The sequence below is a fragment of the Streptomyces sp. O3 genome, assembly GCF_054788135.1.
In genome coordinates this window covers 86,494-112,679 of record NZ_JBTVYK010000012.1, presented here as the reverse complement: position 1 = coordinate 112,679, position 26,186 = coordinate 86,494, and the positions used below count along the sequence as shown (strand labels likewise).

19 protein-coding genes and 1 pseudogene are annotated in these 26,186 nt (G+C 71.9%); 6 read left to right on the top strand and 14 right to left on the bottom strand.

The features are described from left to right. The 13 genes and pseudogenes from ACX6XY_RS08870 to ACX6XY_RS08810 form a co-directional block, all read right to left on the bottom strand. A pseudogene (locus ACX6XY_RS08870) lies at positions 1-113 on the bottom strand (sulfate adenylyltransferase subunit CysD); the annotation flags it as partial. After that, a complete protein-coding gene (cysC, locus tag ACX6XY_RS08865; RefSeq protein ID WP_460328047.1) occupies positions 110-697 on the bottom strand; it encodes an adenylyl-sulfate kinase in 588 nt (195 codons plus the stop codon). The pseudogene ACX6XY_RS08870 and the gene cysC, both read right to left, overlap by 4 nt. Beyond that, the gene (locus ACX6XY_RS08860; protein WP_460328046.1) at positions 694-2,055 is read right to left on the bottom strand and encodes an MFS transporter; all 1,362 of its coding nucleotides are present in this window, start codon (positions 2,053-2,055) and stop codon (positions 694-696) included. Before ACX6XY_RS08860 ends, cysC begins: the two co-directional genes overlap by 4 nt. 58 nt (positions 2,056-2,113) lie before the next feature. Beyond that, a complete protein-coding gene (locus ACX6XY_RS08855; protein WP_460328045.1) occupies positions 2,114-2,887 on the bottom strand; it encodes a class I SAM-dependent methyltransferase in 774 nt (257 codons plus the stop codon). 26 nt (positions 2,888-2,913) lie between these two features. Beyond that, positions 2,914-4,065, bottom strand: coding sequence for a hypothetical protein (locus tag ACX6XY_RS08850; RefSeq protein ID WP_460328044.1), 1,152 nt, complete (start codon positions 4,063-4,065; stop codon positions 2,914-2,916). A 94-nt stretch (positions 4,066-4,159) separates the two neighbouring features. Beyond that, positions 4,160-4,891 (bottom strand): SDR family NAD(P)-dependent oxidoreductase, encoded by a 732-nt coding sequence (locus ACX6XY_RS08845; RefSeq protein ID WP_460328043.1) that lies wholly within the window; start codon positions 4,889-4,891, stop codon positions 4,160-4,162. Next, the gene (locus tag ACX6XY_RS08840) at positions 4,888-5,769 is read right to left on the bottom strand and encodes a sulfotransferase-like domain-containing protein (RefSeq protein ID WP_460328042.1); all 882 of its coding nucleotides are present in this window, start codon (positions 5,767-5,769) and stop codon (positions 4,888-4,890) included. Before ACX6XY_RS08840 ends, ACX6XY_RS08845 begins: the two co-directional genes overlap by 4 nt. Further along, positions 5,744-6,973: a transaldolase family protein gene (locus tag ACX6XY_RS08835; RefSeq protein WP_460328040.1), complete on the bottom strand. Its 1,230-nt coding sequence runs from the start codon at positions 6,971-6,973 to the stop codon at positions 5,744-5,746. Before ACX6XY_RS08835 ends, ACX6XY_RS08840 begins: the two co-directional genes overlap by 26 nt. Positions 6,974-7,167: 194 nt before the next feature. Then, a complete protein-coding gene (locus ACX6XY_RS08830; RefSeq protein WP_460328039.1) occupies positions 7,168-7,854 on the bottom strand; it encodes an HAD family hydrolase in 687 nt (228 codons plus the stop codon). Positions 7,855-7,905: 51 nt separating this feature from the next. After that, entirely contained in the window at positions 7,906-8,088 is a 183-nt protein-coding gene (locus tag ACX6XY_RS08825; RefSeq protein ID WP_460328038.1) for a hypothetical protein, read from the bottom strand. Positions 8,089-8,211: 123 nt separating this feature from the next. Beyond that, positions 8,212-11,235, bottom strand: a complete 3,024-nt coding sequence (locus ACX6XY_RS08820) for an AfsR/SARP family transcriptional regulator (protein ID WP_460328037.1) — start codon at positions 11,233-11,235, stop codon at positions 8,212-8,214. 119 nt (positions 11,236-11,354) lie between these two features. Beyond that, positions 11,355-12,275: a phosphoribosylglycinamide synthetase gene (locus ACX6XY_RS08815; protein ID WP_460328036.1), complete on the bottom strand. Its 921-nt coding sequence runs from the start codon at positions 12,273-12,275 to the stop codon at positions 11,355-11,357. 185 nt (positions 12,276-12,460) lie between these two features. Then, positions 12,461-13,861, bottom strand: coding sequence for an FAD-binding protein (locus tag ACX6XY_RS08810; protein ID WP_460328034.1), 1,401 nt, complete (start codon positions 13,859-13,861; stop codon positions 12,461-12,463). A 325-nt stretch (positions 13,862-14,186) separates the two neighbouring features. Here ACX6XY_RS08810 and ACX6XY_RS08805 point away from each other — a divergent pair, with 325 nt between their 5' ends. Both ACX6XY_RS08805 and ACX6XY_RS08800 read left to right on the top strand, forming a co-directional pair. Next, complete coding sequence (locus ACX6XY_RS08805; protein ID WP_460328033.1) at positions 14,187-15,776, top strand: class I SAM-dependent methyltransferase; 1,590 nt, start codon at positions 14,187-14,189, stop codon at positions 15,774-15,776. After that, positions 15,773-16,612, top strand: a complete 840-nt coding sequence (locus tag ACX6XY_RS08800; protein ID WP_460328032.1) for an SAM-dependent methyltransferase — start codon at positions 15,773-15,775, stop codon at positions 16,610-16,612. Before ACX6XY_RS08805 ends, ACX6XY_RS08800 begins: the two co-directional genes overlap by 4 nt. A gap of 236 nt (positions 16,613-16,848) precedes the next feature. Here the strand turns inward: ACX6XY_RS08800 and ACX6XY_RS08795 are convergent, their stop codons facing one another. Next, entirely contained in the window at positions 16,849-19,107 is a 2,259-nt protein-coding gene (locus ACX6XY_RS08795; protein ID WP_460328031.1) for a molybdopterin-dependent oxidoreductase, read from the bottom strand. A gap of 159 nt (positions 19,108-19,266) precedes the next feature. Between ACX6XY_RS08795 and ACX6XY_RS08790 the strand changes: the two genes are divergently transcribed. From ACX6XY_RS08790 to ACX6XY_RS08775, 4 genes are all read left to right on the top strand, one after another. Then, positions 19,267-20,019, top strand: a complete 753-nt coding sequence (locus ACX6XY_RS08790) for an SDR family NAD(P)-dependent oxidoreductase (protein ID WP_460328030.1) — start codon at positions 19,267-19,269, stop codon at positions 20,017-20,019. A 105-nt stretch (positions 20,020-20,124) separates the two neighbouring features. Beyond that, entirely contained in the window at positions 20,125-21,357 is a 1,233-nt protein-coding gene (locus tag ACX6XY_RS08785; RefSeq protein ID WP_460328029.1) for an acyl-CoA dehydrogenase family protein, read from the top strand. A 56-nt stretch (positions 21,358-21,413) separates the two neighbouring features. Further along, positions 21,414-22,850: an FAD-dependent oxidoreductase gene (locus tag ACX6XY_RS08780; RefSeq protein WP_460328028.1), complete on the top strand. Its 1,437-nt coding sequence runs from the start codon at positions 21,414-21,416 to the stop codon at positions 22,848-22,850. A 388-nt stretch (positions 22,851-23,238) separates the two neighbouring features. Then, positions 23,239-26,184: an AMP-binding protein gene (locus ACX6XY_RS08775; protein WP_460328026.1), complete on the top strand. Its 2,946-nt coding sequence runs from the start codon at positions 23,239-23,241 to the stop codon at positions 26,182-26,184. Positions 26,185-26,186 lie beyond the last annotated feature (2 nt).

Here is a 26,186-nt window from a genome sequence, read left to right as displayed (position 1 = left end):
AACTCGCCCGCCACCTCGCGGAAGATGTGCACCGCCTCGGACTCCAACGCGTCCAGATGGCTCAGCGCGTAAGGGCTTTCGGTGTACGGGCCGATCTCGGTCACGGTGGTCATGCCAGCCCCCTCTGGGTGAGCAGCGCGTGCAGCGCCACCACGGACTGCTCGACGCTCTGGCGCTGCGTCTCGATCCGGGCGTCCGGCCGCTGCGGTATCTCGTACGGATCGTCGACGCCGGTCAGTCCGGTCAGCCGGCCCTCCGCGTGGCGGGCGTACAGGCCCTTGACGTCGCGGGCGGAGCACACCTCCACCGGGGTCGCCACATGTACTTCGAGATAGGCGGTGGCGGAGCGCTCATGGCGTGCGCGCACCGTCTGGCGGCTCTCCTCGTACGGGGCGATCACCGGCACCAGTGCGAGGATGCCGTTGCGCGCCAGCACTTCGGCGATCATGCCGATGCGCTGGACGTTGGTGTGCCGGTCCGCGCGGCTGAAGCCGAGTCCCGAGGACAGGGAGGCCCGCAATTCGTCGCCGTCGAGCACCTCGACCCTGCGGTGCGCGGTGCGCAGCCGCTCGGCGAGTGCGGTGGCGATGGTCGACTTGCCCGCGCTGGGCAGTCCGGTCAGCCAGACGGTGGCCCCCGGCCAGCAGGTGCACACCGACGCGGGGGCCGGTGCGGGGGCGAGTGCGGTGACGTTCATCGGCCAACCTCCGTTGCCACTTTGGCGGGTGCGGGTGCGGGTGCGGGTGCGGGTTCGGGACGGGCCCCGGCCGCGAGAACCTGATCGGCGTCGTCGGAGTGCTGCGGCGTGTCGGCGCCGATGGTGGCCTCCGTCGCGCCCTCGCGGGGCAGTTGGAGGGTGAGCAGGCCGAGCACGACGGTGGTGGCGGCGATCAGGACGTAGTACCACATGAAGCTGCCGGTGGCGTTCTTGAGCATGCCTGCCGCGTAGTTGCCCGCGATGCCGCCGACGCCCTGGGTGACATTGGTGACGCCGAAGATCACGGTCGCGGCGGCGCCCTTCGCCATTTTCGACACATAGGCGGGCACGAGGCCGTAGATCGGGTAGAAGGCGAGCGCGAACAGGACGCCCGAGACGAGCGGCAGATAGCCGACCGGGGCGAGGACGAGCAGCACCGCCGAGAGGAAGAAGCTGGCGTAGCACATGAGCAGCGCGGCGCGGACGCCGATGCGGTCCGAGAGCCAGCCGACGGCGAATCCGGCGCCCATGCCGATGACGCCGACGATGCCCCAGACCTGGGCGGCGAAGTTGATGTCGAAGCCGAGTTCTTCACGCAGATAAGGCGAGAGGTAGTTCTGGAACGGCATACAGGCGAACCCGTTCAGGAACTTCATCACCCAGATGATCACGACCCAGCGCACCAGCACCATGCGCCAGCCTGCCTTCGCGCTGTCCTTCCTCGCCTGCCGTTCGGTGGCAGCGTCCCGCCCGGCGCCCGTGGTGCTCTGGGCGTTCTCGGCGCCATCGGGCCGGAAAAGGCCGACCCGCCAGAACGTGAAGGTGGCGATAGCGGTCACCATGAGGGTGCCCGCGCCGACCGAGTACCACAGCCCCTGCCAGTTGTCGTCGCTGACGAACGGCGGTACGAGGATGCTGTTGATGAACACGCCGTAGCTGGTGCCGCTGGAGATCAGGCCGAGTACCTTGCCGCGGTGCTCATAGGCGATGACCCGCCCCACGATCTCGACCAGCGGCACATACACGGAGGCCGCGGTGCCGCCGAGGATCGTCAGCAGGAACCCGATGACGACGATGTTGTCGGTGACGGGGACGAGCACCAGGCACAGTCCGCACAACAGGACCGAGCCGATGGTGACCTGGGCACCGCCGAAGCGGTTCGACAGCCAGGTGCCGAACAGCGCGAACAGCAGGAATCCCAGCTGGCCCGCGGCGGTGATGGTGCCCACCACGGTGTAGCCGAACCCGATGTCGTGCCGCATGTCGGTCACGAGCTGAGAGAACAGATAGAAGCCGAATCCGTAGGTCGCGGCGACGAAACTGGTGAGCAGGACAGTGACCGCGAATCCCACCAGCATGCGTGGATGCTGCCGCGGGGGTGCGGTGTGGTTCAACATGCTTGCCCTTTCTGGCACTTCAGGATTTGCGCGCCGTGTGGATGACGAAGTCCGCCCCGTACGGGTCGAAGTCCGCCTGGAAGTCCCCGAAGCTCTGGAGGGTGTCGAAGCCCGCGTCGAGGAGGAGTTCACGCAGCTCCTGCATGAGCACGGGGTAGACCTCAAGGTGGTGGGTGACCGCGTCGGGGAAGGCATAGGAGAAGCGGCACACCTGGGCGTCGACATGGGCAACCGACACCTGGACGCCGTCGCCGCAGTAGTAGAAGTTGCCGCTGCTGCGGTAGCGGTGAGCGCGGATGGCGTCGAAGTTGCGGTGGTCCAGCACGAGGATGCCGCCGGGTTCGAGCATCTCGTAGAACTCGCGCAGTACGGCCCTGCGGTCCTCTTCCTCGAAGAGGTGCGGGAAGGAGCTGCCGAGGCAGAGCACCGCGTCGAAGGCGCCGTCGACGTGGCGGTGCAGTCCGCGCCAGTCCGCGTTCACGGCGCGCAGCCGCTGGCCGCGCCTGCGGCCGTTGGCGACGGTGCGCTCCAGCATCGCCGCGCTGCCGTCGACGGCGGTGACGTTGAAGCCCGCCTCAGCCAGGGTCACGGAGTGAAAGCCTGTGCCCGCGGCCGCGTCGAGCACGCGGTGGGCTTGGGCGCTGTGCAGCAGCTCGGTGAAGAAGCCCTGTTCGCTGGCTTCGCGCTGGTCCCAGTCGATCAGGTCGTCCCAGCGGTCGACGAGTGAGGTGACGTACTGCTCGGCGCCGTCGGCCGTGGCGGCGGCGGGGGCGGCGTTGGGGGATTCGGCCATGAGTGTCTCCCTGGAGGTGGCGGGTCTCACTGGAACTTCTTCGCGAACGCCCGGTACTTCTGGCCGAGTTCGTCCGCGCGGTCCGCGCTCTCCTCGATGCGCATCGTGCGGCACTCGTAGCCGAGCAGCCGCCGCATGACGGCCATCTCGGGCTCGGTGAAGGTGACTGTGCCGTCCGCGTCGATGCGCTCGATGCCGTCGGCCGCCTGGCACTGCTCGTTGATGCGTATGGCCTGTTCGCGGGTCAGGCCGGCGGGCAGGTCGAGGGTGCCGCCGTCGCGGCCGACCCGTACCGGGTAGCCGCCGGGCAGACCGCCGGGCGCCGGGGCGTGCGCGAGGAGGTGGCTGTCCGTTGCCATCGCGGTCAGCACCCGAACCGCCGATGACGCCGTGAGGAGCTGTCCCGGTACGCCGCCGAGCCGCTTGAGGCGGCCGTTCAGCTGGCGGAACAGGTCCTCGTGCGACACCTCGACGGGGTGGCCGTCCAGGCTGGCGCTCAGGTGGTAGGCGCCCTGGCCCGCGTCCCCGGCACGCGGCACGTAGTGGCTGAAGTAGTGCTGGGCGACGAGCCGCAGCTCGACCCGCGCGGGGTCCGCGCCCAACAGGTGGGCGGTGCCGTGGGTGAGCGCCGGGATGATGTTGGCGACGTTGCCGATGCCGAGGGTCTGCGGGAGTCCGGCCGCGGCCAGCACGGGGCCGACCGCGTCGGGGAAGGCCGCGTTGACGACCTTGGGGGCGGTACCGGACTGGCGCAGCGCCTGCATCAGCAGGTGGTTGAGGGTGAGGTGCATCGGCAGCCACGGTCCGAACTGCGCCTGGTCGAGCTCCTCGAAGACTTCCGGCGGCAGCTCGGTGATCCGGCGCCAGGACTGCAGGGACGCGCCCATGAAGACGATGTCGGGCCGCACTCGGGCGAGGGTCTCGGCGCTCGCGGCGACGTCGTGCAGGTCCATGTGGACGGTGTCGACGGAGCCGGTGTGGCCGAGGTTGGTGGCGGTGAAGTGGGCGAGGTTGCCGCGGCGGCGGATGGCCTCGGTGTCACGTCCCGCCAGCACCACCCGGTTGGTGGCCGGGTTGCTGAGCAGCATGGTGAGCACCTGGGCGGACAGGTCTCCCATGCCCACCAGCATGATGAGGGGCCGTGGGTCGCTCTCGTGCACGGTGGTGCGCTCGGGCATTGGATCTCTCCCTGTCTGGGCGGTGGTTCAGGTGAGGGGCGCGGTGCGGGCGCCGGTCGCCTTGGCGTACGGCGCCCGCACTCCCGCGGAGCGCTCAGCGTGGATAGCTGCCGTTGTCGGCGCGGAGCACCGCCCCGGTCAGGACCTTGGCGTCGTCGCTGAGGAGGTACGCGCACACGGCGGCCACGTCCTCGGGCTCGATGTCACCGTCCAGTTGCTCCTGGCGCTTGTACTCGGCGTACCGGTAGCCGGGGATCCGGTCGGCGATCGCGGTGCGCACGATGAGGCCGGGTGAGACGGCGTTGACGCGGATCCGAGGCGCGAAGTTCATGGCGTTGGACTTGGTCAGTCCGATGACTCCGGCCTTGACCGTGCCGTACAGCGCGTCCGAACTTCCCACTTCCCCCGCGACCGAAGCCAGGTTGACGATGGCGCCGCGCCGCTCGTCCTGGGCGAGGTGGGCGGCGAACCGGCGTGAGAGCCACACCGGGCCCTTGATGTTCACGTCGATGACCCGGTCGATGGTGGCGTCGTCGTACTCCGTGACGGGCTGGCCGAGGTAGAGGCCCGCGTTGTTGACAAGCCCGTCGACCTCGGGGTGGTCGGCGAGCACCCGGTCCATGAACGCCTCGCACGAGGCGCGGTCGGCGACGTCGCACACCTGGACGTCCAGGGCGCGGCCCGCGTGGTCGCGGTCGAGTTCCTTCAGCGCCGGTTCGTCGATGTCGCAGGCGATGACGGTCATGCCGTCGTCCAGGCAGCGCCGTACCAGGGCCCGGCCGACGCCGCTCGCGCCGCCGGTGACGATGACGGTGCGGATGCTCATGCCACGTCCTCCACGGTCTCTATGGGGGTGTCACCGGCGGGGCGTGCGGCCGGGTGGATGCGGAACTGGTCCAGGTGCGCGTAGAAGGGCTCGCAAAAGTCGACGTACGTGCGCAGCTGTGGCCGCTCGTCGAGGGTGAAGCGGTACTTGCGGTCCGGGCGGCGGATGCCGCTGCTGTCGCTGACCTCGCGGTGCCAGCCGCTCCAGGTGCGCCACTCCGGGCGCTCCCCCGAGTCCCAGTTGAGGGCCTCGGGTCTGAAGGGGATGCCCACAGCCGCGCAGTAGGCCGCCAAGGTGCCAGCGGGGTCGGTGGCCAGGTCGGCGGCGTTGATGACGGGCGGTGTGCGGCCGGTCAGTTCGCGGACCCGGTCGAAAAGCCGGGCCAGCTGCTCGTAGCCGAGCACTTCGCGGGTGAGGCCAGGGTGGACCGTGGCGTGGGAGAGCACCGCTTCGTGCGGGGACCTGATGAGGAAGGTGTTGGTCTGCCCCAGCAAGTAGTCCGGGTCGGTGAGCAGATGGTCGAGGACGTGGTACGGAAAGTCCTTGTGGAACACGGGAGTCATGGCCCTCTCCCGTTCCATCAGCTCCTTGATCTCGGTGTAGGTCAGGGGATGGTCGGGGCTGGGGTTCTTGTGCGGGATGTCCGCGCGCTCCTCGTACATGAAGAAGACGTACGCGAACTCCTCGTGGAAGACCTTGAAGTCTCCCCGCTCCGAGAAGGAGCGCTCCAGGGCCGTGGACATCGACCTCGGGTGGCTCCACAGTGCGATGGATGGGTGCAAGGTGATCCGCCTCGTTCCGCGAGTCGGTTTCGGGTGGGCGCGGCCGCTACGGGGCCGCTGGCGCGGCTGGTCAGCGGCCTGCGGTGACCAGCTCACGGGACGTCGTGGCCTCCTGGATGTTGCGGGCTACGAAGTCGATGAGCTTGCGGGTGTTCTGCAGGACTTCGGCGTACGTCGACACGAAGCAGCCGTAGTGCGCGAAGTCCTCCGGTGCGATGCCGTCGTGGGCGTAGGCGTGCTGGAACGACGGCAGCCGCAGCAGCCGCTCAAGGACCTCGTGCGGCACGTCCTCGTCGATCGCCCCAGGCCTGAAGGCGTCCAGCTCGTGCTCGCGCCGCATCATGTCGGCGATGAACCGCGGCTTGCAGGTGTAGGCGATGTCGCCGCCCGCCGTCTGCTCCAGGTGCAGGGCGAGGGTGGTGGCGCCCTGCTGCGGGTCGTCGGCCAGGAGGCTCGACAGCAGAGGTTTCAGGGGCAGGGCCCGCTCGCGGATGATGGTGTGGATGCGTTTGAGTACGGCGATCTCCGCCCAGCGCAGATCGGTCTGGCTCAGGTCGATACCGCGCGCCTCGGCCTCGTACCGCAGATCGAGGTTGGCGCCGAACCGGCCGATCATGTGGGTGAAGACAGCGCGGCAGCGGGTGGCGTCCACGCCGCTGGCGCGGGCCCGTGCCAGGCCCCGCTCGACGGCTTCGGCACAGGCCATGAACTGCGGGACGGTGTACGACAACGTGCTGTTGATGGAGATGCCGCGCGCCACCAGCTCCTCGATCACTCGGTAGCCCTCGGCGGATCCCGGCACCTTGACCATCAGGTTCGGTGCCAACTGGGCCAAGCGCAGAGCCTGCTGCAGCATTCCGTCGGTGTGGAAAGTGAGGCGCGGGTCCAGCTGGCCCGACACCCAGCCGTAGCGGCCGTCGGACGCCTGCCAGGTGGGCAGCATCTCGGCGGCGGAGCGGCTGAGGACGTCCTGGTAGACGGCGGCGTAGGTGTCCTCCACGTCGGCCAGGGGCCGGTCCCTGATCAGGGCGCGGACTCGGGTGCTCCACCGCTCCGGGGCGGCCAGCACGCTCTGGGCGACCAGCGAGGGATTGGTCGTCACTCCGCGTACGAGGGAGTGCTGCGGATTCTGGGGGGACAGGAAGCGGGCCAGTTGTTCGGCCCACCTCCCGCGGGTCGTGAGATCGGGAGCGCTCGCCAGCAACTCGTCCCGCCAGGCGGGGAAATCGAGCGGCGAGGAGTCCCACCAGATCTCTGCTGATTCATTGACGTCCTGAAGTCGTTCTAGAACGCTCGGCATGGGGTCACCGTTTCTGGGCGTCGTTTGCCGACGTCGCATTCCGACGTCGTTTTGAGGCATCGATTTCGGGAATCGATTTCAGGAATCGCTTCCGACACCGCTTCTGGGCGTCGTTTTCGAGCGTGACGGCGTGAGCGAAGTCCCGGCCGCGTGCGGGCGGCTCACGCTCTGTGCATATGAGGGCCGCGCCGTGTTCAGCCGTGTGCTGCGGTCACGGCCGTCGCAGGCCGGGCGGCCCACCGGTCGATCAACTCCGGCAGCCGCGCCATGACGGGGAACGGTACGGCGCCGGCGTCCCGGAGCAGGGGTGCCATACCGCTGCCGGGCGGCGCATACCCGAACACGGTCATGCCCGCGGCCACCCCCGCTCTGACGCCCACCACGCTGTCCTCGATCACCGCACAGTCCTGGGGAGCCGCGCCCATGACGCGCGCGGCGTGCAGAAACAGGCCGGGGTCCGGCTTCCAGCTGCCGACCTCGTACGCACTGTGGATACGGCCCTCGAAGAGCGGCAGCAGACCGGTCAGACCAAGGGTCTGGTGGATCTTCTCCAGCGGGGCGCTGGAGGCGACGCAGTGGGGAAGCGTCAGGTCGCGCAGCACCTCGGCCACGCCGGGTACGGGCCGCAGCGCCTCGGCGAACCGCTCGGCCGCGCGTCTGCGGAACGCGGGGATGAAGTCGTCGGGCACGGGGCGGCCGCTGACGTCGCCCAGTTCGGCCACCCATTCGGCGACTTTCCGGCCCCTCAGGAAGGAGAGCGCCTCGTTCTCGGTGAAGACGAGATCCAGGTCGCCCGCCATGGCGCTCAGCACCTGGGCGCTGAGTCTCTCACTGTCCACCAGTACGCCGTCGCAGTCGAAGATGAGGAGGCGGCCTGCCATCGGCTGAGGTCCTTTCGGAAGAGTGCCACCGGTCGGAAGAGTGCCACCGGCTCAGCCGTTGCCGTGGTTGTCCTCCGTCGCGACGGCGGCGCTCGTCAAGGCCGTGGCCGTGGCCGCGGAGGCGACGGCGCCCTGCTGGACGATCTCAGGTGCGGCGGCGACGGCGGAGGAAGCGGTGAATCCCCCGACGAGTGCTCCGAGGGCGATGGCGGCGGCGAGAGAAGTGGAGCGCATGAGTGAACCCCTTAGAAGGACGAACCTTTCGACTCCTCAGATGCTGCCGGTCCGTCTTCCCGGCCCCTTCCCCTCTGGACACCCGCTCGATACCCGCGCCGTGAGCCGCCCGGCGCACCCGGCTCAACGGGCGGTTTCCGGTACCTTCATGAGAGAGAAGAGGCTGTCCGCCGCCACCCGGTGCTCCTGTGCCATGCGCGCGTCCCCCTGGGCGTTCGCGGTACGGGCAAGGCCCCACAGCGCGCATGCCTCGTCGTAGCGCAGCTCCATCCGACAGGCGATCTCATGGGCCAGCAGCTGCTGATCCCTCGCCAGATCCAGGTTCCCCTGTGCGTACCGCACGCGTCCGACGGAGAGGTGCACGGCGGCGCGGTGGATGTCGCCGGTGCTGCGGGTGGCCTTGGCGAGCGCGTGGTCGCCGCTGTCCGCCGCCTCCTCCAGCTCGCCCATGCGCACCAGCACATCGGCTCTGCGGGCGAGTACGAGCGGCAACTCCGAGAGCATGTTCAGGTTCCGGCACCGTTCCAGTGCCGTGTCGATCCGGGCGAGCGCCTCCTCGTAGCGGCCCAGGCCCTCGATCGCCTGGGAGAGGTAGCTCAACGCGTGCACGGAGAGCTGCACCTCCTTGATCGAGTCGAAGATGGCCACCGCACGCTCCGCTGACTCCACCGCGTCCTCGAACCGGCCGAGCCGTACCTGGATCAGGCTCAGCATGCTGAGCGAGGAGCCGTCGAGCCGAGTGAAGCCGAGCTCCTGCGCACGTATGCTGGCCTCCTGGCTCAGCTGCAGCGCGCGTTCCAGCTCGCCCATGCTGTTGTACGCCTGTCCGAGACGGGCTCGGCACTCGGCTTCGCTGTGCTCGTCCCCGATCCGCCGGGACAGCTCGACGGCTTCCTCAAGGCGGGCGACCGCGCTGCTCAGCTGCCCCAGCCGCCACTCGCCCATGGCCAGGTTCATCAGGTTCAGCCGGGCCAGCGACTGGTCTCCGAGCTGGGCGGACGCGTTGACGCCCTTCTCCAGCGCCACGTTGGCACTCGCGTCGTAGCCGCGAATGCTGGAGTGGAAGCCCAGCTCACGCGGCAGCCGCGCGGCATGCCACAGCAACCCTCCCTCGTACGCGGCGTCCACGGCCGCGAGCAGACTCTCGCGGTGCTGGTCGAGCCACTGGAGCGCCCGGTCCTTGTGGCCGAAGCCGCCCGCCGGCGAGCCCTCTTCGTCACTGCTGCCGACGCGGCGCCGCCCGGGAAACAGCGTGTCGCAGGCGAGTTCGGCCATGCGCAGGTAGTGATCGAGCAGCCGCTCCCTCGCCTGCCCGTCCTCCGACGCTCTCTCCCCCTGCGCGACCCGCTGGACGAAGCTGCGCACCAGGTCGTGCAGCGCGTACACCCCCGGTTCCCTGGCCTCCAGGAGCCGGATGTCGACGAGTTCTTCCATGACGTCCTCGGCCGTGAGGGCATCGACGCCCAAGAGCGCGGCGGCCTCGTCGGCGTCCAGATAGCGTCCTGGGTGGTGGCCAAGGAGACGGAACGCGGTGCGCTGCTCGGTCGGCATCGACTGGTACGACATCTGCAGTGCGCTCGCGACTCCCCTTCCCTCACTGGTGAGTTCGTCCAGGCGTCGGTCGTGGTCCCGCAGCCGTTCGACGAGCCGCTGGAGGGTCCAGCGCGGGCGGTTCGCCAGCCGGGCGGATGCGATCCTGACCGCCAGCGGCAGCCCTCCGCACAGCCGCAGTAGCTCACGGGCCGCTTCCGGCTCCTTCTCGACGCGTTCCACGCCGAGAGTGGTGCGCAGGATCTGGTGGCTGTCCAGCTCCGGAAGGGTGCCCACGGAGAGCCACTCGGCGCCGTCGAGGCCAGTCAGCCGCGGGCGACTGGTGATCAGGACCAGGCTGGTGCTGGAGGCGGGGATCAACTCCCGGACCTGCTCGGACGAGGCAACGTTGTCCAGGACGAGGAGCATGTGACGGCCGCGCATATAGGACTGCCACCGCGCGGCGCGTCCGGCCGGCACGGTGGGGATCTCCTCGCTGGGGATGCCGGCGGCCGCGAGCAGGTCGCCCTGTGCCTGGAACGTGCTGAGCGGCGTGTGGCCCGGCGTGAAGCCGTGCAGGTCGATGAAGAGGTTGCCGTGCGGATATTCCCCGGCCAACTGGTGGGCGGCCCGGACGGCGAGGGCTGTCTTGCCGCCGCCGCCCATGCCGTCGAGGGCCAGGACCGTCGGCGAGCCTTCCGGGGCGCGGCGGGCCGTCTCGCAGATCCACCGCAGCTCGGAGTCGCGGCCGGAGAAGTCGGGCACGTCGAACGGCAGTGCGTGCGGGGTTTCGGTCGCCTGGTGCGGGGCGGCGGGTGCGGGGGCGCGCTCCGGGCGGGAGAGCGCGGGGTCCTGGCGCAGAATGCGTTCGTGGAGTCCGGTCAGCTCGGCACCGGGGTCAATGCCCAGCTCGTCCGCGAGTTGTTCTCGGGCTCGGCTGAACTCGTCGAGTGCTGAGGCCTGTTGGCCGGAGTGGTAGAGCGCGAGCATGAGCCGGCCGCGCAGCGTCTCGCGCAGCGGATGCTCGTCGACCAGGGCGCGCAGCTCGCCCGTGATGCTGGCGGCCTCGCCCGCTTCGAGACACAGGCCGTAGAGCTGCTCGGCGGCGGTGAGCCGCTGTTCCTCCAGCGCGGTCGAGGCGGCGTCGATGATCCGGCCACCGGATCCGGCCAGTACGGACCCGCGCCACAGCGCCAGCGCCTCACGGAACCGCGCGGCCGCGTGCTCCTTGTCCCCCGCCTCCAGTGACTCCCGCGCCCGGCTCAACAGCTGCTGGAAGCGCAGCAGGTCGAGGTGCCCGGCGCCGACGACCGCTCGGTATCCCGCCCCGTCGGTGACGATGGTGTCGTGGCCGTGCGGGATGCGGCCGCGCAGTTTGGCCACGGCCTTGCGCACCTGGTGCTCGGCGCTGTCCGGCGGTTCTTCCTGCCATGCGGCGTCCACCAGGCGGGAGACGGGTACGACGCGTCCGGCTTCCAGGAGCAGCGTGACGAGGACGCGTTGCTGTAGCGCACCGTTGAGTGGCAGGAGTTCGCCGCCGATGCGGACTTCCAGAGACCCCAGTACGGCGAACTTCGGCCGAGTACTCGCATCGTCCTGAATGTCCTGCACTGTCACGGTCCGCACCCTGCTTCCTCCCGTGAACGGTGAGAAATGAGACACACGCAACCGAAACATTCGATCATCCCTGCGGAGCATGCGCCAGTCCTAATCAGGCCGCATTCCGCACCCGCTGCCTACCGGATCTCGGCCACCAGGTCTCTTCGGGCCTTGGCGACCCGCTCGGCAGTGAGCTCTGGTGTGTCCCCCTCGACGACCACATAGGCGCGCCGGGCGCGCGGGTTGCCGACGGGTGCGACCCAGTCGCCGACGGAATACGGAAACCGGGCGCCGCGGACCCACGGGGTCACGGCGATGTCCTCGGTGCCGGTGTACGTCTCCAGCCGTCCTTCGGGTAGCAGGAAGAAGCCGATCTCCGCGTACTGGTGAGCTTCTGGCACGACCGGGCGGTGGCCGAGGAGGCCGGCGAAAATGGCCGCTTCCAGGTCGAACTCGCGCGCGACCTCGAAGAGCAGAGGAATGCGGTCGGCGCCCAGGTGCGGGCGACAGGACACGATCCGTGGTCCGTGGGGCAGCAGCGCCACCAGCGTGTGAGCCGGGCCCGAGTGGTATCCGCTGGCCGTCAGCCGCTCCTCGACCGCCGTCTTGATGGTCCCGTACTCGAACTCGGTCAACGGCGCCGGGTGGAGATAGCCCGTCACATGGAAGTGCGGTGCTCCTGTGGTGCGTTGGGCCGTCATTCCGACGATGTGGTGGTGCCCGTTCACGGTCAGGGTCTCGACGCTCACTCTGGGGGCCGACGCGGGTTCGTGTCCGTCGCCTTCGAGGGCCTGGAGGCGTTTGTACACGGTCGGCGGGTTGGTGGACAGGCCCGACTGCCATGCCTCCCGGACCGCCGTCAGGGCGGGGCTGCCGTGTCCGCCGTGCAGCACGGCGTCGATGCCGTGACGTCGCACGGTCCGCGCGATGGTCTCGCGCAGTCCGGTCTCGTCGGAGAAGTCGGTGAGCAGCAGTTCCTCGGAGACCTCTTCGATCTGCGGGGCGAAGTCGGTCTCAAGCTGCTTCGGATCCCATATCGACCAGATACGGAACCCCAACTCAGCTCCCTTTCGCGCGAGTTGGTGACTCGGCATCATCAGAAGCAGATGAAGCTGCGAGTTTCTCGGGGAGTGTGCACACATAGCGCCACCATGTAGTTCGACCTTCCCATTCTGTTCCCTTCCTCTTCCCTGAGAGGGTGACAGGCAGTGGTCGTGCGGACGGGCTCAGTTCAGGCTCGGGCTCAGGGGAGTGCGGAGGCCAGCGCGGACGCGTTGGGGGAGATGTCGCCCCGGAACAGGCCCGTGGGGTCGACGCGTTCGCGGATCCGGTCGAGGCGGACGATCTGCTCGGCGCTCAGATGCCCCTGCGGCCGGTCGCGCTTCTCCACGAAGGTGGGCGCGGTCCGCCCGGTGTCCCACGGCGCGAGCGCGGCGCGCAGCGCGGCGCAGTGCCCCAGGATCGCCTCGTCGGTGGCCGGGTCCCCGTCGCAGACCCCCGCGGCCATGAAGGCGTACGGCGCCTCGATGCGGGAGAGCGCGCCGCCCGCCGGGTCGGGCTCGGCGAGCGCGCCGCCCAGCTGCCGCAACTCCGCAGCCACCAGCGGCGAGTTGGAGCCCTCACCGGCCAGGCGCAGGAACCGTTCGGCGCCTTCCTCGCCCAGGTCGGACAGGAGCATGTGGTCGCCGAGTATCGCGAACGGCTCGGCCGGGTCCATATGCGTGTCCAGTACGTCCGACGGCGGGCCCGTGTGCCAGGTGTCGAACACCGGATCGCCCACCGCCCGCAGCGGCGCGAGGAGTTCGTCCGCCTGCCGCTCTGCCGTGGCGGGGTCGTCGCCGTCCGTGCCGAGCACCGCACCGGCCACGCACAGTACGGGTCCTGACGTCAGCTCCGGGGGGATCTCGGGCAGCGGCGGCAGGTTCATCACCCGCATCGACGTCGCCGCCTCCCGAGGCGCGCGCCGGGTCCACTCCAGCCACCGCGACAGCACCCGCGCGTGGTGCGGGGCCTGCCAGAACGCCGCCCCGGTGACGACCACCGACGCGGGGAACAGCTCGACCTCGACCGCGGTCACCACGCCGAAGCCGCCACCGCCGCCGCGCAGGGCCCAGAACAGCTCCGGGTCCGACGCGGCGTCGACGCGGCGCGACTCGCCGTCCGCGGTGACCAGTTCGATCGCCCGTACGCTGTTGGCGGCGACGCCGGTACGGCGGCCGTAGAAGCTCACCCCGCCGCGCAGCAGATAGCCGACGGCCCCGACGTTCGGCGCCGTGCCGTGCGGCGCGGCCAGCCCGTGCGCGGCCGCGGCCTCGACGACCTCGCCCCACAGCGTGCCCGCGGGGACGCGCGCGACGCGGGCGTCGGCGTCGACGGTGACACCGCCGGTCAGCCGTGTACGGATCAGGACGGCGGAGTCCATGGGCCGGGCGGTGGGCGCCGCGTGGCCCGTCGCGTGCACCCGTACCGACAGGCCGCGGGACCGCGCGGCGCGCACCGCGGCGCGCACGTCCTCGACGGTCAGGGCGGTGAGGGCCGCCGCCGGACGGGCCGGGGCCGACAGGTTGAACACCTGGGTCGCGGCCTCGTACGCCGGATCTCCGGGGGCGGGCAGATGCGTTCCCCGTTCGTCGGTGGCAGTCATGGGTGAGGGGCCTCCTGTTGCGGCGGGTGGACGGTGATCCGGCGGACGGTGATCCGTACGGCGGTCCCACGGAGGGTGTGCGGAGGGCGCGCGGCCCGTATAGCGGTCCCGCGGACGCCCTCGCGAGCATCGCGTCCCGCGCCGCGCCGACGCATCTCCCGGCGTGCGGGGCGAGCCGCGCAATCCACGAGATGCGTCGGCGCGGGGCGCGCCGCGAAGCTGGTCGCGGCGTGTCAGCCGAAGGACGGAAGGACGTCCGAGGCTTGTCTCTTTCTGCCCGTTTCCGCCCGCTCCTTCCTTCATCTCTTCTCGAAAGGTCGCGCGCATGACTGTGGAGACCACCCACCCCTCAGTGGCCGAACTCCTGGACCGCTTCAGCGATGCGGCGGCGGACGAGCTTCCAGCGCACTTCACGCGACTGGCCGGCGCGCTGTGGAACACGGACGGCACCGCGACCGACCACGCGGCGGCGGCGACGCCCAGACTGCTCGCCGCCCTCGACACGGCGGACGAGCGGCGCAAGGGGTATCTCGCGATACTCATCGGCCTGCTCGTCGAGACCGAGCACACCGCCCACCCCGACGCCGACGGGCCGCTGGCGTCCGCCGTACGCGCGGGCCTCGACCGGCCCCTGGCGCTGCTCGCCGAAGGCGACGGACAGCGGCCGCTGACGCTCGCCCTGCTCTACCTGGTCTCGCACTTCCCCGGCGAGCGCGACCGGGTACGCGCCGCGACCGAGGGCGTCGGGCTCGACGCGCACGACGCCTCCCGCCTGGAGCGCAGCCTGCGCCGACTCGACCCCGCCCGGCCCGACGTGGGCCGGGTCTGGCCGTCACCGGCCAGCTGGCGGCTCGACGACGAGGAACGCGGCTTCGACCAGGAGGCCATCAAGACCCTCACGCCCGAGCAGATCGCCAGCAACTGGGACAACGACACCCGCACCGTCTGGTCGTACACCGGCATGCGGGCCTACTGGGCGGTACGCAACGGCCGGGTCCCCGTCGAGCTCGCCTACCCCATGCCCACCGAGGCCGCCGCCCCCGCCACCCCGGCGGACCTGCCCGCCGAGGCGTTCCAGCGGCACACCGACGCGCTGCGCTGCGCCTCCTGCCGGGGCCCGCTCGACATCCACGCGGACCGCGCCCGCTGCGCCGCCTGCGCCACGACGTACCCGATCGGGCAGGGCCTGCTCGACCTGTCCGCGGGCCAGAGCGACGAGGCGTGGCGGGAGAGCGCGGCCGAGAAGGCCGACGACGTCACCGCCAATCTGCTGTCCAAGCTGGCGGCCATGCCCAGCATGGGCTACTACTACGAGGCCGTGCTGCGCCCGGCGTTCCTGCGCATCGCGGGCCTGAACTGGGGCGTCGAGGTCACCCCGGCCGACGAGGACGCCTACCTGGCCGCGCACACCGACCCGGTCGACGGGCCGTTCCTCGACCTCGCGGCGGGCGCGGGCCGCTGGACCGAGGTGCTGACGCGGACCGTGGGCACCGAGCGGCTGATCGCCCAGGACATGGGACTGCCCATGCTGACCGCCCTGCGCAACCGCCTTCCGCAGACGCCCGCGGTCGTCGCCAGCGCCCTGGAACTCCCCTTCGCCGACGCCTCCATCGGCGGCGTGAACTGCTGGAACGCGCTTCAGGCGTTCCCCGAGCAGGCGGACGTCGCACTGCGCGAGATCGGCCGGGTGCTCAAGCCGGGCGGCACCTTCACGCTGATGACCTTCGTCTGGGCCGACGACCCGGTGGACCGCTACTTCCAGGCCTCCAACTACTTCCCGAGCAGGCCCGAAGGCATGCTCCTGTTCGCGTACGACGACGTCCGCCGGTGGCTCGCCGACGCCGGGCTGACGATCCGTCACCAGGCCAGCACCGGCACCTTCCTGTTCGTCACGGCCGAGCGGGCCGGGTTATGAGCGCCGAACAGGCCGGCTCCGGTTCCCCGGCCCACGACACCGACGCCTTCTACGAGATCGCCAACCAGCTCGTCATGGAGCTGTGGGACGAGAACTTCCACCAGGGCTACTGGGAGACGGCTCAGGACGACCGCTCGAACCGCGCGGCCGCCGACCGGATGACCGATCTGCTCGCCGGGAAGTCCGGCCTCACCAGCGGTACCAGGATGCTCGACGTCGGCTGCGGCATCGGACTGCCCGCGATCCGGGTGGCCGAAACCACCGCGGCCGAGATCGTCGGCGTCTCCAACAACCAGGCCCAGATCGACGAGGCCAGCCGCCGCGCCGCCGAGCGGGGCCTGAGCGGCCGGGTGTCGTTCGCGTACGCGGATGCCGAGGCGATGCCGTACGCGGACGGCGCCTTCGACGTCGTGTGGGCCCTGGAGACGCTGCCCCACCTGGACCGCGCGAGGGCGTTCGCCGAGCTGCGCCGGGTGCTCAAGCCGGGCGGGAGGCTGGTGCTCACGGACTTCCTGCTGCGGGCCCCGCTGGTCGGCGAGTCCAAGAAGATGGTGGAGGAGTTCGAGGCGGGCATGCAGGGCAACCCGCGGCTTCTCCTGGACGAGTACCGCGCACTGCTGCTCGCCTCCGGCCTGGAGCTGGAGGAGCTGTCCGACATCAGCGACCACACCGCGAACACGGCCCGCCGGGTGACCGCGGCGGTCAACGAGCGCTTCGACGAACTCACCGCCCGCTACGGCCAGGAGATCGCGCCGATGCTGGAGGTCTTCCGGCACCCGGTGGGGACGCTGCCGGAGATGGGGTATCTGCTGGCGGTCGCCCGCAACCCCGCTTGACCCCGCCCTGAGGCCTGCGGAGGCCGGGAACGGTGGTGGGGGGGGGGGCGGGGGGGGGGGGGCCCCCCCCCCGCCCCCCCCGGGGGGGGGGGGCCCCCCCCCCCCCCCGGGGGGGCCGCCCCCCCCCCCCCCCCCCCCCCCCCCCCGGGGGGGGGGGGGGGGGGGGGGGGGGGGGGGCGCCCGCCCCGGGCCCCCCCCCCCCACCACCGTTTACCGTCGTGCGCGGCGCGCCGCCGTCACACGGTCTGGACGCCGAGCACGGCCGCACCCGCACCCGCACCGGTGTCGGCATACGCGGCGTCAGCGTCGGCGGCGTCGGCGGTGTCCGGTGCGGGGGCCACGGTGACCGGGACGCCGTTGAAGACGGCGTTGCCGGACAGCGCGTCGAACACCGCGTCATCGGTCAGCGCGTTGGCGTTGGCGCCCGCGTGCCGCGCCGCGACCCGCTGCGGCGAGCCGCCGTGCCCCCAGCCGTGCGGCAGGCTGACCACCCCCGGCATGATCGCCTCGGTGGGCTCCACCGGGACGACCAGCTCACCGGCCGCCGACCGCACCAGGGCGTGGCCGCCGAGCCCGAGCCGGGCCACGTCGGCCGGGTGGACGTGCAGCGTGCACTGGTTGCTGCCGCCGGTCAGCGTCGGGATGTTGTGCAGCCAGCTGTTGTTGGAGCGCAGCTGGCGGCGGCCGATCAGCACGGTCTCCGGCGAGGGCGCGCCGAGCCGCGCGCCCAGCCGCTCGATCTCCTCGGCCAGCTCGGGCGAGGCGAGGCGGACCCGCCCCGACTCGGTGCTGAGCACCTCGGGCAGGCGGGGCTCCAGCGCTCCCAGGTCCAGGCCGTTGGGGTGCCCGCGCAGCTCCTGGAGGCTGAGCCCGTACGGGCCCGCCTTGAGCATCGCGTCCAGCATCAGCTCGGGCCCGCTGTCCCCGGTCAGCCCGGCCCGCAGCTCGGCCGCGTCCCGGCCCTCCAGCGGGGAGCCCTCGATCGCGGTCGCGCCGCCGAGGATCTGCTCGATGATCATCTCGTCCAGCTGGCCGGGGTCGGCCTGGGCGCCCTGCCCGGCCGCGATCAGACAGAGCCGGGCCATGATCTCCGCCTCGGAGAGCTGCCCCGGCTCCAGGGGCAGGACCGGCGGCGAGAAGCGGGTGTAGTTGCGGACGGTGACCGTGAGCAGGAGCAGGTCGTAGTGCGGCATCTGCAGCATGCGCGGCGGCGGCAGGATGACGTCGGCGTGCCGGGTCGTCTCGTTGAGATAGGGGTCCACACAGACCATGAAGTCGAGGTCCCCGAGCGCGCGGCCGATCCGGGGCCCGTTGGGCGCGGACAGCACCAGGTTCCCGGCCACCGTCACCAGGGCCTTGATCTGCCCGTCGCCCGGAGTCTCCAACTCGTCGGCGAGCGTGGCGACCGGGAACTCGCCCAGGGTCTCCGGCAGGCCCTTGACCCGGCTGTGCCAGCGGCCGCGGGTGAACGGGCGCGGCCCCCACGGGACTTCCATGGTGGCGGGCTTCGGGAACATCACCCCGCCGGGCCGGTCCAGGTTGCCGGTGAGGACGTTGACCACGTCGACGAGCCACTGCGTCACGGTGCCGAAGTCGGCGGTGCAGGTGCCCATACGGGTGTACACGGCGGCCGCGGGCGCGGCGGCCAGCTCACGCGCCAGCGCCACGATGCGCCCGGCGGCGACCCCGCACACCGGGGCCACCGCGTCGGGGCTGAACGGGGCCGCGTGCGCCCGCAGTTCGGCCAGCCCGTCCACCGGGACCCATGGTGTCGCGAGGTCCTCGGCGAGCAGCGTGTGCACCAGGGCGAACAGCAGCAGCGCGTCCGTTCCCGGCCGTACGAACAGGTGCTCGTCGGCGAGCGCGGCCGTACGCGTACGGCGCGGATCGACCACGACGATCCGGCCGCCGCGGCGGCGGAGCCTCCGCAGCCGTCCGGGGAAGTCGGGAGCGGCGCACAGCGAGCCGTGCGACTCCGCCGGGTTCGCGCCGAGGATTAGCAGGAACTCCGTACGGTCCAGGTCGGGCACCGAGATCGCCGTGCCGTTGCCGAACAGGAGCCCGCTGGCGACGTGTTTGGGGATCTGGTCGATGGTGCTCGCGCTGTACAGCTGGGTGCTGCCCAGGGACTGCGCCAGCGGCCCGCGGTAGAACATCCCGGCCATGGTGTGGAAGGTCGGATTGCCGAAGTACGCGGCGAGCGCCTGCCGCCCGTGCGTGTCGACGACGCCCATGAGACCGCGTTCCACGGCCGCGAACGCCTCGTCCCAGTCGGCCTCGCGCCACTGGTCGCCGGAGCGGATCAGCGGCCTGCTCAGCCGGTCGGGGTCCTCGTCGATCCGGCCGAGACTCGCGCCCTTGGGGCAGATATAGCCCCGCGACAGCGGGTCCTGGTCGTCGCCCCGTACGGAGCGGACCCCGCCGCCCGCGTCGAGTTCGATCCGCAGGCCGCAGACGGCGTCGCAGATGGGGCAGGTGCGGTGCGCGGTTCTCAACGGGACTCCCGGCGGTCGTCGGAGGGTGCGCTGACGCCCTACGACCGTCGCAGTCGGCGGCCCGGCCCGCATCTCCCGGATTGCGCCGCGCGCAGGGAGATCGAAGCGCAGCGCAATCCGGGAGATGCGCCGCGCCCGGAGCGGGCCGACGCTTGCCGCATGACTGACTTCGACGGCAAGACCGTACTGATCACCGGCGGCGGCAGCGGCATCGGCCTGGCGACCGCGCGCCGACTGCTCGACGACGGCGCGAACGTGGTTCTCGTCGGACGCAGCGCCGAGCGGCTCGACAAGGCCGCCGGTGAACTCAACAGCGGCGAACGGGTGTTGACCGTGACGGCCGACGTCAGCCGGACCGCCGACCTCGACGAGGTCGCCGAGCGGGTGCGGGAGCGCTTCGGCAGCCTGCACGGGGTGTTCGCCAACGCGGGCATCGGCCTCAACGCCCGCACCGCGGACGTCACCGAGGAGGACTTCGACTCCGTCGTCGGCACTAACTTCAAGGGCGCGTTCTTCACCGTCCAGAAGGCGCTGCCGCTGCTCACGGACGGCGCGTCGGTGGTGCTGAACGCCTCGTGGCTGGTGCACCGGGGCATGGGCGCCGGGTCGGTGTACGCGGCGAGCAAGGCCGCCGTGCTCAACCTGCCCCGCACCCTCGCGCCCGACCTGGCGGACCGCGGCATCCGGGTCAACGCCGTGACGCCGGGGCACATCAGGACGGAGATGTTCGACGCGGTCGCCCCGGTGGACGAGGCGCGCGAGTTCTTCCGCGGCCAGGTCGCCCTCGGCACGCTCGGCGCGGCCGACGACGTCGCCGACACGGTGGCCTTCCTGCTCTCGGACCGTTCCGCGTACATCACCGGACAGGAATTCGTCGTGGACGGCGGCCTGGTGGGCTCCGTACCCGTCTGATCCCCGTCTGACCCTCGCCTGATCCCCCTGGCCGATGCCCCGGCTGAGTCCCCCGGCTGAGTCCCCTGTCTGAGTCCCGCCGTCAGGAGAAGGACCCGCGTACCGATGACCGTGACCACGCACGCCCCCGCGGAGCAGGCCTCTGCCGTGCCCGAGCCCGACCTCACCCCGGCCGATCTGCTGTCCAGGGCCGAGGCCATCGCCGCCACCCTGGTCAAGCGCCAGGCCGAGACGGAACAGCGCACCTTCTACGCGCCCGACACCCACGAGGCCTTCGCCGCGGCGGGGCTGTACCGGATCCTGGTGCCGCGCAGGTTCGGCGGCTACGAGTTCGGCGTCGACACGTTCATGCGCGTCGTGATGACGCTGACCCGCGCCTGTTCGTCGACGGGCTGGATGTACTGTCTGGGCGCCGCGCACCCGCAGGCCGTCGCGACCCTGTTCGACGAGCGCGTCCAGGCCGAGGTGTTCGCTGACGGCGACTTCATCTGCCCCGCCACGGTGGCCCCGAGCGGCACCGCCGAGCGCACCCCGGACGGGGACTGGCTCATCGACGGCACCTGGAACTACTGCTCGGGCTCCCCGTACGCCACCCACTTCGTGGGCCACACCCTGGTGTTCCCCGAAGATGCGGACGAACCCCACCCCATGCTGTTCATCGCCCCGCGCGACCAGTTCCGGCGGCTGGACGACTGGGGAGACCAGCTGGGCCTCAAGGGCAGCGGCTCGCACAGCATCACCCTGGAGAACGGCCGGGTGCCCGACCACTGCACGCTGCCCGGACACCTGAGCCAGACGGCCGTCGGACAGGATCTGCCCGGCGCCTCGCTGCACGCCAACCCCATGTACAGCGGCGGCGTGCTGACGTTCATGGTGCTGGAGGACGCGGCGCTCGCGGTGGGCATGGCGCTCGGCGCGCTCGACGCGTACGAGGAGCTGCTGCGCTCGCGGCACACCATCTTCCCGCCGATCGTGCCGCGCGTGGCGGACCCCGACTTCCAGTTCCACTACGGCGAGGCCAGCGGGCTGATCGCCACCGCCGAGGCCGCCTTCCTGAACGCGATCCAGCAGTGGCACGACGCCGCGGAAGAGGGCTTCACCCAGGAGCGCGAACTGCGCGTCGTCACGATCTGCCGGGAGGTCGTCAAGCTCTCCTGGCGCGCCGTCCAGGGCCATCTCTACCCCACCGCGGGCTCCAGCGCGGTACGCCACGGCACCCGCATGGAACGCGTATGGCGTGACCTCTCCATGCAGCAGAGCCACGCCGGTATCTCGGTGTTCCTCAACTCGATCGCCAACCGCGAGTTCACCAAAGCCCGTTTCGGCGTCGCGGACTGAGCCGCGCCGCAGCCATTCGCATCCGATTTCCGATCACACGATCCAGGAGGTAACCCGTGACGGGCGAGAAGACCGGTACGCGCGCGGTGGTACTCGGCGGCAGCATCGCCGGCCTGTTCGCCGCCAGAGTGCTCGCCGACGCGTACGACGAGGTGCGCGTGGTGGACCGCGACGCGCTCACGGGCGTGACGGGCCCGCGCCGCAGCGCCCCGCAGGGCCGCCACATCAACGGCCTGCTCGCGCGCGGCCAGGAGGTCATGGAGGAGCTGTATCCGGGCATCACCCAGGAGCTGTTCGACGACGGCGTGCCCACCGGCGACCTCGCCGGGCATGTGCGCTGGTACTTCAACGGCGAGCGGCTCAGGCAGCGCAGCGCGGGTCTGGTGTGCGTGGCCGCCAGCCGCCCCATGCTGGAGCGCCACATCCGGGAGCGCACGGCGGCGCTGGCGAACGTCGTGTTCGTCGAGGAGCACGAGATACTCGGCCTGGACACCACCGCGGACCACAAGCGCGTCACCGGCGTACGGGTCCAGGCGGTCGGCGCCGAGAACGCCGAAGAGGTCATCGCCGCCGACCTGGTCGTCGACGCCACGGGCCGCGGCTCGCGGACCCCGATCTGGCTGGCGGACCTCGGGTACGGGCGGGTCGAGGAGGAGCGCAAGAAGATCGGCCTCGGCTATGTCACCCAGCACTACCGGCTGACCGCCGACCCCTACCACGGCGACCTGTCCATCAACCCGGCCGCGTCGCCCGAGGTGCCGCGCGGGGCCATCTTCACCAAGACCGACGGCGACCGCGTCGAGCTGACCACCTACGGGCTGCTCGGCGACTACCCTCCCACCGACCAGCAGGGCCTGTACGACTGGATCAAGTCCCTGGCCGTGCCGGACATCCACGACGCGCTGCGGCACGCCGAGCCGCTGGACGAGCCCGTCGCGTTCCGCTTCCCGACGACCCTGCGGCGGCGCTACGAGAAGATGGAGCGCTTCCCGGACGGGCTGCTCGTCACCGGCGACGCCGTCACCTGCTTCAACCCGATATACGCCCAGGGCATGACGGTCTCGGCGCTCGGCGCGCTGACCATCCGGGACCATCTGCACACCGGGGCCGCGCCGCAGCCGCTGCAGTACTTCCGCGACCTCGCGCACGACGTGATCGACCCGCCGTGGGAGATGACCAACACCGTCGACCTCGGCTTCGAGGGCGTGCAGGGCGAGCGGACCGCGCAAGTCCGGATGGCGCAGGTCTATCTGAAGCTCGTGCAGAAGGCCGCGGCCGTCGACTCCACCGTCACCGCCGCGTATATGCGGGCCGCCGGTCTCGTCGCGCGCCCCGACTCGCTGATGCGCCCGGCCCTGGTGGCGCGGGTGCTGTGGAACACCGCGCGCCGCGTGCTCGGGGCCAGGCCGGAGCCGCCCGTACGGCGGCCCGCGGCCCCGCTGCGGTCGTCCGGCCAGGCGGCCGACTCCCGTACGGACCTGGTGGCCAGCTGACCGCGTGTACGGCTTGGCCGCGTGTACGGGGTGGCCGCGTGTACGGCTTGGCTGCCTGTACGGGGTGGCCGCCTGTACGGGCTGGCCGCCCGTACGGTCTGCCGTCCGTACGACGGGCCGCGCGTACGGCCTGACTACGCGTTCGGTCTGGCCGTGTGTACGACTTGGCCGCCGTACGACTTGGTCGCCGTACGGTCTGGCCGCCCGCACGGCCTGACCGCGTACGACGTGGACGCCGTATGACGTGGCCGTCCGTACGAGGTGGCCGCCCGCACGACCTGGCCGTGTGTGCGGGAGCCGGGGGCGGGCCGACCGCCCCGTGTGCGCCGCAGGACTGGCGGCGCGCTGACTCGCCCGTACGCGTACCGATGGACGAAGGGAAGCAGGAGTGATCGACGCAGCCGTCGCACCCGTGGCCGACCCCGTGTCGGAGGCCGCCGCACCGGGCGGGCCCGAGCCGTGGCGACCCGGACCGCCGTTCTCCGGCGTCCCGGCGTACCAGCTGTGCCGGGCCTACACCGTCACCGGGGACCTCGACGCCGACGCGCTGCGCGCCGCCTGGCACACGGTCGCCCAGCGCCACACGGCGCTGCGGCACGCCGTCGCCGGGCGGGGCGGGCGCGCCTCGGACCCGGTCACCGGCGGCGGTGGGCTGGCGGTCGCCCGGCGCGGCCCGGACGAGCACCTGGTCACCCTGCGGCTGCACCAGGCGGTCACCGACGAGCGGTCCCTCGCCGTCATGCTGGGCGAACTGTCCGCGCACTACGCCGCGCGGGCGCACGGCCGGGCGCTGCCCGCCGCGCTGGCCGTCTGGCCCCGGCAGTACACCGACCCCGCGCTGCGGCACCACGCCCCGGACGGCCCGCGCCGACGCGCGCTGCTCTCCTGGTGGACCGAGCGGCTCACCCCGCCGCCCGCCGGGCTGGCGATCCCCACCGACCGGCCGCGTCCGCGCGGGGCCGCCACCCGCGGCGGCACCCTGTCCTTCGACTGGGGGCCGGGCCCGGCCGCGCGCCTGGCCGCGCTGTGCGAGCGGTCGGCGGTCACCCCGTACGCCGTGCTGCTCGCCGCGTTCCAGGCGCTGCTCGCCCGGTTCGCCGACGAGCCGCGCACCGCCGTCGGCGTACCGGCCAGCCTGCGCCCGGCGCGGCCCGAGGCCGACGGGGTCGTCGGCCCCTACCGCAACCACCTCGTCATCAGCACCGACGTGGGCGGGTGCGGCACCTTCCGTGAGCTGGCCGACCGGGTCGCGCAGGGGGTGCGGGCGGCGTTCGACCACCGTGAGCTGCCCTACGAGCAGCTGCTGCGCGAGCTCGGCGCGGACGACGACGTCCGGCGCCGACTCCCGCTGTGCGACGCCCTGTTCGTCCACGAGCCCGCGGACACCGCCGAACTGCGGCTGCCCGGCGTGCGGGTGCGCCGCCGCACCGTCGACAACGCCACCGCCCGCACCGACCTCACCCTGACGGTGTGTCAGGACAGTCCGGTGCTGCGCGGCTCCCTGGAGTACCGCGCCGCGCTGTGGGACCCGCCGTCGGCCGCCGCGCTGCTTGAGCAGCTGCGCACCCTGCTCACCGCCGCCCTGGAGCGGCCCGACGCCCCGCTCGGCGAACTGCCGCTGGAGTCCGCGCAGTTCCTGCGCGGCGCGGTGCGGGCCGCGGACCGTACCGCCGTACCGCCCGTACGGGAGCCCGTGCACGCCCAGGTGTACGCGGCGGCCCGGCGCACCCCGGACGCGACCGCCGTCACCGGCGGCGGCGACACGGTCAGCTACGCCGCTCTGCGGCGGCGCGCGCGGGCGGTCACCGAGGCGCTCACGGCCCGCGGCGTCGCGGGCCGCGCGGTCGCCGTACGCCTCGACAACGGTCCGGACCAGGCGGCGACGGTACTCGGCGCGTTCGCGGCGGGCGCCCATGCGCTGTGCCTGGGCACCGGCCGCTCCGGCGAACGCGACCGGGCCGTGCTCACCGCCGCCGCGCCCGCCTGCCTCGTCGTCGACACCGCCCGCACCGACGACGACCTCGTCACCTGGTACCAGACCGCACACCACGGCCAGGTACTCGCCCTGGCCGCACTCGCCGCGGACGAGTCCGGCGCGGAGTCCGCCTCTGGCACGCCGGGCGACACGCCGAGCGGCGCGGACGCCAGCGCGCTGGACCGGTGGGCGTACGTCACGCATACGTCCGGATCCACCGGCACGCCGAAGGGGATTCCGCAGACGCACCGGACTTTCGCCCAGTTCCTGGCCTGGTTCGCCGCGGAGTTCCGGCTCGGGCCCGGCGCGCGTATGGCGCAGTGGGCCGCACCCGGCTATGACGCCTCGCTCGTCGAGATGGGCGCGGCGCTCACCTCGGGCGCCACCCTGTGCACGGTGCCGGACAAGATCCGGGCCCACCCCGAGAAGCTCGCCGACTGGCTGGCGGCCGAGCGGATCACGCACTTCCAGACCGTGCCCAGCTTCGCCCGACAGCTCCTCACCGCCGCCACCGCCACCACCGGCGGTGGCGGCACGCCCCTGACCGGGCTGAGCCACCTGCTGCTCGCCGGAGAGGCGCTGACCGGCGAGCTGGCGGGCGGGCTGCGCGCGGCCCTGCCCGGCGTACGCCTGGTCAACCTGTACGGCGCCACCGAGACGATCCTGGCGACCTGGCACGAGGTGACCGGGCCCGTTCACGGCCCCGTCCCCATCGGCCGTTCCATACCCGGCCGCCAGGTCCTCGTGCTCGACGACGCCGACCGGCCCTGCCCCACCGGCGTCACCGGGCACATCGTCGTACGCGGCCCCTACCTCACACCCGGCTACGCGGGCGGCGCCGGGCCGCACGACGACGCCGCCTTCCGGCCGCTCGACTCGCTGGACGCGGGGGACGCCGCCGCGGGCGGCCGCTGCTACCGCTCCGGCGACCTGGGACGCCGCCGCCGCGACGGCGCCCTGGAGTTCCGCGGCCGCGCCGACGCCCGCGTGAAGTTCCTGGGCGTCCGCATCGAACTCACCGACATCGAGGCGGCCCTGGCCGCGCACCCGTCGGTGACCGACTGCGCCGTGGTGGCGCTCACCGGCCCCGACGGCCTGGTGTCCCGCCTCGTCGCCCATGTCGTGCCCGGCCGCGCACCCGGCGGAGAACCCCTGGGGTCCGCCGCCGAATGGCGAGCCGTGCTGCGCCGACGCTTCGGCAAGGCGATGCTCCCCGTCTCCTTCACGACCCTGACCGGCCTGCCGAGGAACACCGGCGGCAAGGTCGACCGCCGCCGCCTCGCCGAGGCCGCGGACGCCTCCGTACCTTCCGCACCTCCCGTAACGCGCTCACTGACGCTGCTGCCAACCGAATCATGATG